The organism is Streptosporangium sp. NPDC049644, assembly GCF_040675205.1.
GTDB classification, from domain to species: domain Bacteria; phylum Actinomycetota; class Actinomycetes; order Streptosporangiales; family Streptosporangiaceae; genus Streptosporangium; species Streptosporangium fukuiense.
Genome location: NZ_JBFAOJ010000163.1, coordinates 1 through 11,066, shown reverse-complemented (window position 1 = coordinate 11,066; position 11,066 = coordinate 1). Strand labels below are relative to the sequence as shown.

Below are 11,066 nucleotides of genomic sequence, written 5' to 3'. Positions count from 1 at the left end.
GGGGCATCGCGATCCATCCCGGTTCATGTCAGCCGACGCCATTCTGACGACATCAAGCACCAACTGCCCGAGTTGATCTTGCTGAGATCACCTCACTGACGGGACACATGAGCGGTGGCGTTTCCGTCTTTGCGTGCGCATCTCGAACATGGAGACCGCTGTAACCTCGCCGACCGTCTTCAGTGGGAGGAAAGGGGATCGTGTCCTGAGGGGTGACCGGTTGCGAGTTGGAACCAGACAGCTCCGCCCGCTTTGTCGTCATGGCTGCTGCCCCACGCGCTGGCCAGGGTGTTCACCCAGCCCAGACCGCGTCCGCTGAGATTGTCGTTGTCGGCTGTTCGAATCACGGGAACGCTGGTGGCCGAGCCGTCGTCGATCACCTCGACGTGGATCAGGCTGCTGCCAAGGTCCACACGGACCGTGACCAGCCCGTTGGCCTTGGCCGAGTCGCTGTGCAGGACGGCGTTGGTGACCACCTCGCTGACCAGTAGTTCGAGCGTTTCCAGTGTCTCAGTGGCCGCGTGGTCGCTCAGGAGTTCCAGCACCCACTTGCGGGCTACTCCCGCCGACTGTGCGATGCCGGGAAAGTCGCGTTGACCCACGACGTGCAGCGCGCTCCAACACTTGATCATCGCGCTGCGGCCAGCATGTTCCCGCGCGCTCACGCGGTCACCGCCGATGCGATCATGTCGGCCGCGTTGTCGGCCTCGGCCCAGATCCAGTCGCGCCGCCAGGTCACCGACCACCAGGGACGCCAGACGAAGACCCAGCCGCAGGCACGACGGGTGACCTGGATCCGGACCCGGACCCCGCTGGGAGACATGATCTCCAGCACCGGCACCCCGGCGGCGGGGACGACCACCGAGGTGGACACCCCAAGAACCCGCAGGTCCCAGCCGAGCCGTACCAGGTGGATGTACTGCACTTGTTGCGGATCACGCACGTCCATGGCTCGGCTCCCGAGTTCGCTGACATAGGCGGATTCCACGGGTGTGATCGTCAGCGTGGTGGCGCTGCGAGATCGCAGGTGTAGACGCCCTGGGGCTCTCACCTGGGGCGTGGCCCGATCCACGCTTGGTGCACCGCCATCATGTGGGCAACCCGAAGCAGTCGGCAATACGATTGGCAATATTGACAACATGAATGCCAGAAAGGATCTTCAGTCTTGCTTGCCCGCCACCCTCGGTGACGGCAGACTGAAGCGATCTCAACGCAGGGGGAATCACCGTGAGCGCCGAGCAACCGGCCACCATACGAACCCGCAGACTCGCGGGTGAGTTGCGACGCCTACGCGAGGTGACAGGTCTCACCGGCGACCAGGCGGCCAGGCAACTGGGCTGGGACCCCTCCAAGCTCAGCCGTTACGAAACCGCCCGCAGACGCGTCCAGCCCAAGGACCTGCAGGTACTTCTCGACCTCTACGCGGTCGCTGATGACAGACGACAGGCCCTCGTCGATCTGGCACGCAACGCACGCCTCAAAGGATGGTGGGACGCCTACGGCGACACCCTGCCCACCGAACTCGCCTCCTACATCGCCCTCGAAGCCGAAGCCGCGTCAATTCGCGGCTTCTCCGCGCAGATCATTCCCGGGATGCTCCAAACTGACGAGTACGCACGCTCCGTCATCCGCGCCGGACTCATGGACCTCCTGCCCCGAGGCGAGGTCGAACGCCGCGTGGAGGCTCGCAAGACCCGCCAGCAACTCCTCAGCCGAGCAGCATCCCCTCTCAACTACTGGATCATCCTGAGCGAAGCCGCCCTGCGAAACAGAGTCGGCTCTCCCGAGGACATGCGAGCCCAGTGCCATCACCTGATGAAACTGAGCCGAACCGCGAACGTCACCGTTCAGGTGCTGCCCTTCACCTCCGGCACCCATCCCGCAACGGCGGGCACCTTCTCCATCCTCAGCTTTCCGGCCCGCTACGACGATGACGTTGTGTACGTCGAGACGCTCACCGGCAACCTCTGGGTGGAAGACGAAAGGGACGTTCACCGCTATACACTTGCATTTGATCACCTTCGTGCGACCGCATACGAGGTCGAGGAGTCTTTCTCCTTCATCGCCGCCGTGGCCGACGAACTGTGATCATCGATTCGACGGAAGGAGTCACCGGATGCCTGAGCACTCTCACGTCGTGTGGCGAACCAGCAGTCTGAGCGCCAACGGCGCCGACTGCGTCCAGGTTGCCGTCGTCAGCGACTCCAGTGGCTACGAGCCCGATGCGAGCCGGCTATACCTGGTCCGAGACTCCAAGAACCCCGATGGTGGAATCCTGACCTTCGCCCCCACGGAGTGGCGCACCTTCCTCGACGAATTGAAGCGTGGCAGGTTCGACAACGTGATCTGACCTGTCAGCCTGCAATCGAGGCCGCTGAACGGGCCTGGGGCTCCGGCATCACAAGAAAGCGACATCCATTGGTCGGGGTCGGCGATCTCCCGGATGTGTAGTGGCTCGTCGAGGGTGCGGGAGGGACCTTCCCCGCTGACCCGGTCGAGAGTGAGGATGGGGAGCACCACGTCGGCTGAGGTGGTCGGTCACCGGTCGCGCTCGGCCCGGCTCTCCATATGGGCCGTCATCCGGGCGACGCGATCGGGGTCGGCGTCAGCGGCCTTCGTGTTCCAGAGTGCGCGGCGATGGCGCTCCCGCTGGACTTTCAGGGCGAGGGCCTCGTTGACGTAGGCGGACAGTGAGCCGGTGCCGACCCGCTGCCTGGCGTGGTCGAGCAGATCGCGATCGACGGTTACGCTGATGGTCTCCTGCGCGGCCATGGTGACACGGTAGTACCGCACTAAGATCTTTTCCGCTGGTCGCGGTGTACAGGCGGAAAGCGGTCCTGTCGCCCCCCAGGGCGGGTTCGTCTGCTTGGCGGAAGCGATTCTGCCGATACGGTACGGGATGCCGGTCACATGTGGGCGACGGTCTTGTGAAATTCAGTGAACATGCCTGTTGGGCATGATCTCCATGCTGTCCTGCCGCTTTTTAAGCACCGGTCCCGTTCGTGAACAGAGATTGATCACTTGTTCACCAAACTCAGGTCTGATAGAACAAATGCCACATGTAGGTCGGGTGGACCGTCCCCTCACGGCCTATCCCTCGTGGCCCCCTGGAGGACTGCCGTGCCCGGCTTCTCTCGTCCCAACGGTCCGGGATCCCCGGCGCTGTCCCGCCGCTCGGTCCTGCAGCTCGGCAGCGGGGTCGCCCTCCTCCTGGCGACCGGGTGCGCCGCCGGCACCACGGGCGGCGGCGGATCCACCGCGCCCGCGGCGAGCACCGCCCCCGGCGGGGCCCCGGCCGCCTCGAAGTTGCGGATCGCGGTGAGCAGCTATCTGAGCAGCTGGGACCAGGACTTCGTCGGGTTCGACCTGACCGCCCTGATGCTCTACAAGAACGTCTTCCCCTACATGATCGACTACGGGGTCACCTCGGTCGGCGCCGGCCAGATCCTCGACACCGAGGCCATCGCCCCCACCTTCGCCGAGTCCTTCGAGCCCGACGCCGACAACAAGGTCTGGACCCTCAAGCTGCGCAAGGGCGTCAAGTTCGCCAGCGGCAACGAGATGACCGCCAAGGACGTCAAGTGGTCCAAGGACCGCGCGTTCGCCGCGAAGGCCAACGTGGCCGGCGTCTACCGGCTGATCGGGCTCACCAAGGCCGACCAGGTCGAGGTGGTCGACGACTACACGGTGACCTTCACCCAGGCCTTCCCCAGCGCGCTGACCCGGCAGATCCAGGCCATCTCGCTGTACGTCTTCGACTCGGAGGAGGCGAAGAAGCACGCCACCGACGCCGACCCCTGGGCCAAGGAGTGGTTCGCCAAGAACCCCCCGACCGGCGGCTACTTCAACGTGGAGAAGGCGGTCCAGGGCCAGGAGATCGTGCTCACCGCCAACGCCGGCTATCCGGGCACCGACGGTGCCAAGAGCTCCGAGATCAGGCTGAGCGTGGTGCCCGCGGCCTCCAACCAGCGCCTGCAGCTGCAGAACGGCGACATCGACGTCGCCCTCGGCATCGGCCAGCGCGACATCAAGGACCTCAAGTCCACGAAGGGCGTCAAGGTCATCTCCGCGCCGAGCAACAACCAGCTCGTCATCCAGATGTCGGTGACCACCGCCCCCTTCGACGACCCCGCGGTGCGTAAGGCGCTCGCCCACGCGGTGCCGTACGAGCAGATCATCGCCAACGTCTACGGCGGCGACGCGCGGGCGGCCAAGAGCGTCGTCCCGCTGGACATGCCCGGCTACTCCGAGACCGGCTACCCCTACGCCTACGACGTCGCCAAGGCCAAGGAGACGCTGGCCGCGGCGGGCAAGACCTCGATCACCTCCGAGCTGGTCTTCCAGACCGACAGCGAGGAGCAGCAGCAGATCGCCGTACTCGTGCAGAGCGAGGCCAGGAAGGCGGGCATCGAGCTGAAGCTCACCCCGCTCGACCCCGCCACGCTCGGCGAGCGCAGGGCGAAGAAGAACATCCCCCTGCAGATCACCCTGGGCCAGCTCTGGGTCAACGACGTGGAGTACATGCTCGGCACCAGCTTCACCAAGGGCGCCAGCCTCAACTACTCCAACTACGTCAACCCCGAGATCGAGAAGATCTTCGAGGAGTCCCACACCGTCGTCGACCCGGCCGAGCGTGCCAAGCTCTGGCTGCGCGTGCAGGAGATCCTGGCCGAGGACGTGCCATGGGTCGTCATCTGCCAGCCCAACTTCAACCTCCCGGTCCGGGAAGAGGTGGCGGGGTGGGTCCAGCCGATGGACGGCCTGGCCCGGCTGCGTTACCTGAGCAGCTCCTCCTGATCCATGCGTATCCTCCGGTTCGTCCTCAGGCGGCTCCTCCAGCTCGTCCCGGTGCTCCTCGGGGTGGTCGTGCTGACCTTCCTGCTCGTCAGGGTCCTGCCGGGTGACCCGATCCGTACCATCCTCGGCCCCAACGCCACGGAGGCGGACGCCGCCGCGGCGCGGGCCAGGTTCGGGCTGGACCGGCCGCTGTGGCAGCAGTTCCTCGACTATGTCGGGGGACTGTTCACCGGTGACTTCGGCACCTCCATCCAGAGCGGTGCCCCGGTGGGCTCGGAGATGGCCCTGCGGATCGGGCCGACCATGGAACTCGTGGTGATCGCGCTGGCCGTGGCGCTCGTGCTGGCGGTGGTGCTCGGCATCTGGTCGGCCAGGCACGCGGGCCGGTTCGGCGACCACACGGTCCGCGTCGCGGCGCTCATCGGCAACTCGGTACCGGAGTTCTGGCTCGGACTGGTGCTGGTCCTGGTGGGCTACAGCGTGCTGGGCTGGTTCCCGGCCCCCAGCGGCCGGGTGGACCCCGACACCGAGCTGAGCCTGATCACCGGTGCCGACCTGCTCGACGCGGCGCTGACCGCCAACGGCCCGGCGTTCGTCTCCGCGCTGGAGCACCTCGCGCTGCCGGTGGCCACGTTGGTCATCGTCATCGTCGCGCCGCTGTTGCGCAGCGTCCGGGCCTCCGCGCTCGAGGTGCTGGCCTCCGAGGCGTACACGGCCGCCGCCGCGCACGGCCTGAAGGACCGGCTGCTGCTCCGCGGCTACCTGGTGCGGGCCACGCTGGTGCGGCTCCCCGCGCTGGCGGCCCTGGTGTTCGGCTTCTCCATCGGCTCGACGGTCCTCGTGGAGTACGTCTTCTCCTGGCAGGGCTTCGGGCAGTGGGCGCTGCGCGGCCTGCTCTACCGGGACTACCCGGTGGTTCAGGCGTCGGTGCTCGTGATCGCGCTGTTCTACGTGGTGGTCTTCCTCATCGCCGACGTCGTCCACGCGATCCTCGACCCGAGAGTGAGGATCTGATGGCCGAGGCTTCGGGAGTCCGGGAGGCGGGCGCGGACCGCCGCTTCGCGTCGTCCCTGATCACGGTGGGGTCCGTCATCCTGGCCGTGGTCGCGGTGGCGGTCCTGTTCGCGCCGCTGCTGAGTTCCTGGGGTCCCGAGGAGATCGACCCTCTCGCCTCCCTCGCCCCGCCAGGTGGCGCGCACCTGCTGGGCACCGACCTCAACGGCATGGACGTGTGGAGCCGGGTCCTGCACGCCGCCCGGCTCGACGTCGGCATCGCCGTCGCCGCGGTCGCCCTGGCCGTGGTCGCGGGCAGCCTCGTCGGCCTGGTCGCCGGATACCGGGGCGGCTGGGCCGACGACGTGCTGATGCGGGTGCTCGACGTCTTCCAGGCGTTCCCCACCTTCATCCTGGCCCTGGCGGTGGCCGCGCTGCTCGGCGGCGGTACGGCGAACCTGATCGCGGTCATCGCCCTGGTGAACGCACCCGCCTACGCCCGGCTGGTCCGCGCCGAGGTGCGATCCATCAGGGAACTGCCCTTCGTGGAGGCGTCCCGCACCTCCGGCTCCTCCTTCTGGGGGGTGCTCTGGCGGCACGTACTGCCCAACAGCCTGACGCCGGTGCGGGTCATCGCCCCGCTGAACTGCGGCTGGGCGATGCTCACGCTGGCCGGGCTGTCCTTCCTGGGGCTCGGCGTGCCGCTGCCCACCGCGGAGTGGGGCGCCATGATCAGCCTCGGTTCCGGTGACGTCGTCGCGGGCCGGTGGTGGACCTCGGTCCCGCCCGGCCTCTTCCTGCTGATCTGCGTCCTGGGCTTCAGCCTCCTCGGTGAGGGCCTGCAGGAACGCGCCGACTCCACAAGGAGGTGACGGACGATGACACTCCTGTCGATCGAGGACCTCTCCGTCGTGATCCAGCGGCCGGGACGCCGGGTCGCCGCGCTGAGCGGGGTGAACCTGAGCGTCGAGCCGGGCGAGGTGGTCGGCCTGGTCGGTGAGAGCGGCGGCGGCAAGAGCATGGTGGCCCGCTCCATCGTGGGCCTGCTGCCCGGCGGCTCCCGGACGAGCGGACGCGTCATGTTCGACGGCGCCGACGTGCTGACAATGGGCGCCGCCGAGCTGGAGGCCTTCCGCGGGCACGGCGCCGCGATCTGCTTCCAGAACCCGCGCGGCGCGCTCAGCCCCACCCGTACCGTCGGCCGCCAGCTCGTCGACCGGCTGGTCACCCACCGGTCGCTGGCCCCGGCTCCGGCCAGGGAGGTCGCCGCCGAGCTGTTCGAGTCGGTCGGCATCCGCAGCCCGAGGCGCCGCCTGGACGCCTACCCGCACGAGCTCTCCGGCGGCATGGCGCAACGCGTCATGATCTCGCTGGCCACCGGGTGCGCGCCCGGCCTGCTGATCGCCGACGAGCCCACCACCGGGCTGGACGTCACGCTCACCAGGGAGATCCTCAACCGGTTCCGGCTCGCCGCGAACGCGGAGCGGCGCGGCGTGCTGCTGATCTCCCACGACCTGGCGTCCATCGCGGAGGTCTGCGACCGCGTCGTGGTGCTCTACGCGGGGACGGTGGTGGAGAGCGGCCCCGGCCCGCAGGTGCTCCACGAGCCCGCCCATCCCTACACGCGGGCGCTGCTGCGCTCGGTGCCCGACATCGACGGGCGCCCGGTGACCGCGACCCCCGGCGCTATGCCGCTGCTGACCGAGGCGCCGTCGTCCTGCCCGTTCGCGCCGCGCTGCGCGCACGCGACGCAGCTGTGCACGGCGGACCTGCCCGTCGCCGGGCCCCTGGCCATGGACTGGAGCGTCGCCTGCTTCCACCCCCGCTCGGGTCCACTCGACGATCCCGCCGAGCCGCCGGTTCCTGCGGAGACCCCGCCAGCGGGAACGGTCCCGTCCGCCGGTACGGCCACCTCGCCCGATGCGAAGGGGAGCGTGCTGCGCATCGAGGACGCGCACGTCGTCTACCGCGGCCGCTTCGGCGGCGGGGGCCACCACGCCCTGCGCGGGGTCAGCCTCAGCGTCGCCGCGGGCGAGCGGCTGGGCGTCGTCGGGGAGAGCGGCTGCGGCAAGAGCACCCTGGCCAGGCTGATGCTCGGCCTGGTGCAGCCCTCGCGGGGCAGGGTCGAGGTGGCCGGTCACGCCCTGGCCGAGCTGCGCGGCAGGCGGCTGCGCCGGCTGCGCACCCGCGCCCAGCTGGTCTTCCAGGATCCGATCGGGTCGCTCAGTCCCCGGCGGACCGTGCAGGACGCGATCGGCGAGCCGCTGCGCGCCGCCGGGGTGCCCGCCGCGGAGCGCGCCGCACGCGTCGCCCGCGCCCTGGAGCGGATGGAGCTGGACCCGTCGATCCTGGGGCGGCGCCCGCACGAGCTGTCCGGCGGGCAGGCGCAGCGCGTCGGCATCGCCCGCGCGCTCGTCGGCGAACCCGACCTGATCGTCTTCGACGAGCCGACCTCGGCGCTTGACGTCACGGTACAGGCGCAGATCCTGAAGGTGATCGCCGAGGTGAGCGGCGACAGCTCACGTGGCTCGGTCTTCATCTCCCACGACCTGGCCACCGTACGGGGGTTCTGCGACCGCGTCGTGGTGCTCTACCTGGGACGGATCGTCGAGGAGGGGCCGGTGGAAGAGGTCTTCGGCAATCCCGGGCACCCCTACACCAGGGCGCTGCTGTCCAGTGCCCCCAGCCTCGGCTCCGGTTACGGCGGCCCGCAGGTCGAGTTGACCAAGGATCTGGAGGAGGCGGACGCGGCCGGGGGCTGCGCGCTCGCGCCGCGCTGCCCCTTCGCGACAGACGAGTGCGGCGAGCAGGAGCAGGAGCTCCGCCCGTACCACGCGAGCCTGGTCGCCTGCCGCCGCGCCGCCGAGATCCCCGCGCTGATCGAAAGGTGACACCCGCAATGCCCGACCCGAAGCACATCCGTCTGGCCGTCGACATCGGCGGCACCTTCGTCGACGCGATGGAGCTGAACACCCGTACTCACGAGGTGCGTTTCAGGAAGGCCTCGACCACCCCGGCCCGTCCCTGGGAGGGCGTGCTCGACGCGGTCACCGCGCTCGGCACCGACCTGTCGGAGGTGGAGTTGTTCATCCACGGCACCACCCTGGGTCTCAACGCGGTCCTGGAACGGCGCGGCGAGCCGACGGGGATCATCACCAACGACGGCTTCCGAGACATCTTCCTGATCGGCCGGGGCAACGTGCCCGCCGACCACATGTACGACTTCCAGTACGAGCGCCCCGAGAGCCTGGTGCGGCGCCGTCACACCGCGGGGGTGCGGGGACGGCTCGACCACCGGGGCCGCGTGGTCGAGGAGCTCGACGCCGAGGGCGTCAGGGAGGCGGCCCGGGTCCTGGTCGAGGAGGAGGGCGTGGTGTCGATCGCCGTCTGCTTCCTGCACTCCTTCCTCGACCCCTCCCACGAGCGCCAGGCCGCCCGGATCATCCGCGAGGCGTACCCGGAGGTGACGGTCTCGCTCTCCACCGACATCGTCAGGGAGTACCGCGAGTACGAGCGGACCAGCACGACGGTCCTCGACGCCTACATCCGGCCGATCTTCGAGAGGTACGTCGACAGGCTGGAGCACGGGCTGGCCGAGCGCGGGTTCGGCGGGCAGTTCCTGATCATGAGGTCCGGCGGCGGTTCCATGACGTCGTCGGTGGCCAAGACCTCCCCGACGCACACGGTGCTGTCGGGTCCGGCGGGCGGCATCGTCGGCGCGGCGCACCTCGCCGCCGCCCTCGGCCGCCGGGACCTGCTCACCTTCGACATCGGCGGCACCTCGCTGGACGCGTGCGTGATCGAGCACGGGTCCCCGGTGGCCGCCTACGAGGCGCAGCTGGAGCACTTTCCGCTGCTGATCCCCACTTACGACATCCGCACGATAGGGGCCGGAGGGGGCTCGATCGCGTGGTTGGAGAGGGGATTGCTCAAGGTGGGTCCGCACAGCGCGGGTGCCGACCCCGGCCCGGTGTGTTACGGCCGGGGCGGCACCCGCCCCACTGTCACCGACGCGGCGGTGGTCCTCGGCTACGTGGACCCGGGCCGTTTCCTGGCCGGGACCATGGACCTGCACGCCGACGCCGCCCGCGCGGCGCTCGACGAGCAGGTGGCCCGGCCCCTCGGGCTGAGCACGGAGGCCGCCGCGGCGGGCGTCTTCGACGTGCTGCTGGCCAAGACCGTCGGCGCGGTCCGGCAGATCACCGTCGAGCGGGGGCACGACCCCCGGGGCTTCTCGTTGCTCGCGTTCGGCGGGGCCGGACCGCTGCTCGCCCCGCTGCTCGCGGCGGAGATGGGCATCGGAGAGGTCATCGTGCCGTTCGCGCCGTCCGGTTTCTCCGCCTGGGGCATGCTCAGCGCGGACATCGTCGACGACTTCTCCCGCACGGTGATGGCCACCCTGGACGACGCCGACCTCGACGAGCTGGAGACGATCTTCAAGGGCATCGAGGCCGAGGCCGTCGACTCCCTGGAGGCGCAGCGGGTCTCGGCCGAGCGCATGGTCCTTGAGCGCCAGTTCGAGCTGCGCTACCTGGGGCAGGAGCACTCGCTCATCGTCACCGCGGGCCGCGACCTCGACCGGGACGCGATCAGGCGGGCGTTCGAGGAGACCCACGTGGCGCGCTACGGCCACGCCATGGACAACCGGCTGCAGATCCTCAACCTGCGGGTGCGCGGCATCGGCCGTACCGACCGGCCGGAGCTGGTGGTGCGCCCGCCGGGCGACGGCGACGCGGGCCGGGCGCTGTTCGCCCGCAGGGACGCCTACGACTTCGGTACCCGCGCCACGGCGTCGTTCGCCGTCTACGACCGTGCGTTGCTGGAGCCGGGCGACGCGTTCGACGGACCCGCCCTCGTCGACGAGGGCACCTCGACCACCGTGGTCCCCTCGGGGCAGCGGGTCGAGGTCGACGAGCACGGTTACCTGCTGGTCAGGCTTGTGGAGGTGGCATCGTGACCGAGCAACCGGGCAAGACCCTTGACGGGGCGACCGCGGAGGTGGTGCGCAGCTACCTGCTCGCCGCGGCGGAGGAGATGCGGGCCACGCTGATCCGCACGTCGTTCAACCCGGTCATCTACGAGGTCCACGACTTCGGCATGTCGATGTACGACGCCGACCTGCGGCTGATCGCCGAGGCCACCGGGCTCACTTTCTTCCTCGGCGCCAACGACTTCTCACTGCGCAAGGGTGTGGAGTACGTGGGGCGGGAGAACCTGCGTCCGGGTGATGTGGTGCTGTTGAACTACCCGTACTGGAACGCGGCGCACGCCTATGA

Annotated in this window: 11 protein-coding genes; 8 read left to right on the top strand and 3 right to left on the bottom strand. The window is 69.2% G+C overall.

Annotation, left to right across the window (positions count from 1 at the left end; genetic code table 11):
• Positions 1–179: 179 nt before the first annotated feature.
• Together AB0J58_RS42580 and AB0J58_RS42575 are read right to left on the bottom strand one after the other, a co-directional pair.
• A complete protein-coding gene (locus AB0J58_RS42580) occupies positions 180–632 on the bottom strand; it encodes an ATP-binding protein (RefSeq protein WP_364227079.1) in 453 nt (150 codons plus the stop codon).
• Positions 633–661: 29 nt separating this feature from the next.
• Positions 662–949 (bottom strand): hypothetical protein, encoded by a 288-nt coding sequence (locus tag AB0J58_RS42575; protein ID WP_364227076.1) that lies wholly within the window; start codon positions 947–949, stop codon positions 662–664.
• A gap of 278 nt (positions 950–1,227) precedes the next feature.
• Here AB0J58_RS42575 and AB0J58_RS42570 point away from each other — a divergent pair, with 278 nt between their 5' ends.
• Positions 1,228–2,088 (top strand): helix-turn-helix transcriptional regulator, encoded by an 861-nt coding sequence (locus tag AB0J58_RS42570; protein WP_364227074.1) that lies wholly within the window; start codon positions 1,228–1,230, stop codon positions 2,086–2,088.
• Positions 2,089–2,116: 28 nt separating this feature from the next.
• On the top strand, positions 2,117–2,350 hold the full coding sequence (locus tag AB0J58_RS42565) for a DUF397 domain-containing protein (protein ID WP_364227071.1): 234 nt from the start codon (positions 2,117–2,119) through the stop codon (positions 2,348–2,350).
• A gap of 188 nt (positions 2,351–2,538) precedes the next feature.
• On the opposite strand, the gene AB0J58_RS42560 is transcribed toward AB0J58_RS42565, so the two are convergent.
• Positions 2,539–2,772 carry a type II toxin-antitoxin system CcdA family antitoxin gene (locus AB0J58_RS42560; protein WP_364227068.1) on the bottom strand — a complete coding sequence of 78 codons (234 nt, stop codon included), beginning with the start codon at positions 2,770–2,772 and terminating at the stop codon, positions 2,539–2,541.
• A gap of 348 nt (positions 2,773–3,120) precedes the next feature.
• Between AB0J58_RS42560 and AB0J58_RS42555 the strand changes: the two genes are divergently transcribed.
• The 6 genes from AB0J58_RS42555 to AB0J58_RS42530 all read left to right on the top strand — a co-directional run.
• Positions 3,121–4,797 (top strand): ABC transporter substrate-binding protein, encoded by a 1,677-nt coding sequence (locus AB0J58_RS42555; RefSeq protein WP_364227066.1) that lies wholly within the window; start codon positions 3,121–3,123, stop codon positions 4,795–4,797.
• Positions 4,798–4,800: 3 nt separating this feature from the next.
• Complete coding sequence (locus AB0J58_RS42550; RefSeq protein WP_364227063.1) at positions 4,801–5,811, top strand: ABC transporter permease; 1,011 nt, start codon at positions 4,801–4,803, stop codon at positions 5,809–5,811.
• Positions 5,811–6,662, top strand: a complete 852-nt coding sequence (locus tag AB0J58_RS42545; protein ID WP_343964661.1) for an ABC transporter permease — start codon at positions 5,811–5,813, stop codon at positions 6,660–6,662. Before AB0J58_RS42550 ends, AB0J58_RS42545 begins: the two co-directional genes overlap by 1 nt.
• A gap of 6 nt (positions 6,663–6,668) precedes the next feature.
• The gene (locus tag AB0J58_RS42540; RefSeq protein WP_364227061.1) at positions 6,669–8,681 is read left to right on the top strand and encodes a dipeptide ABC transporter ATP-binding protein; all 2,013 of its coding nucleotides are present in this window, start codon (positions 6,669–6,671) and stop codon (positions 8,679–8,681) included.
• Between the two features lie 8 nt (positions 8,682–8,689).
• Positions 8,690–10,747, top strand: coding sequence for a hydantoinase/oxoprolinase family protein (locus AB0J58_RS42535; RefSeq protein ID WP_364227059.1), 2,058 nt, complete (start codon positions 8,690–8,692; stop codon positions 10,745–10,747).
• On the top strand, positions 10,744–11,066 hold a 323-nt coding region (locus AB0J58_RS42530; RefSeq protein ID WP_364227057.1), incomplete at its 3' end, for a hydantoinase B/oxoprolinase family protein. The genes AB0J58_RS42535 and AB0J58_RS42530, both read left to right, overlap by 4 nt.

Coding starts and splice junctions, on each gene's coding strand:
- AB0J58_RS42580 (WP_364227079.1), bottom strand. CDS start 632: ATGATCAAGTGTTGGAGCGCGCTGCACGTCGTGGGTCAACGCGACTTT.
- AB0J58_RS42575 (WP_364227076.1), bottom strand. CDS start 949: ATGGACGTGCGTGATCCGCAACAAGTGCAGTACATCCACCTGGTACGG.
- AB0J58_RS42565 (WP_364227071.1), top strand. CDS start 2,117: ATGCCTGAGCACTCTCACGTCGTGTGGCGAACCAGCAGTCTGAGCGCC.
- AB0J58_RS42560 (WP_364227068.1), bottom strand. CDS start 2,772: ATGGCCGCGCAGGAGACCATCAGCGTAACCGTCGATCGCGATCTGCTC.
- AB0J58_RS42550 (WP_364227063.1), top strand. CDS start 4,801: ATGCGTATCCTCCGGTTCGTCCTCAGGCGGCTCCTCCAGCTCGTCCCG.
- AB0J58_RS42545 (WP_343964661.1), top strand. CDS start 5,811: ATGGCCGAGGCTTCGGGAGTCCGGGAGGCGGGCGCGGACCGCCGCTTC.
- AB0J58_RS42540 (WP_364227061.1), top strand. CDS start 6,669: ATGACACTCCTGTCGATCGAGGACCTCTCCGTCGTGATCCAGCGGCCG.
- AB0J58_RS42535 (WP_364227059.1), top strand. CDS start 8,690: ATGCCCGACCCGAAGCACATCCGTCTGGCCGTCGACATCGGCGGCACC.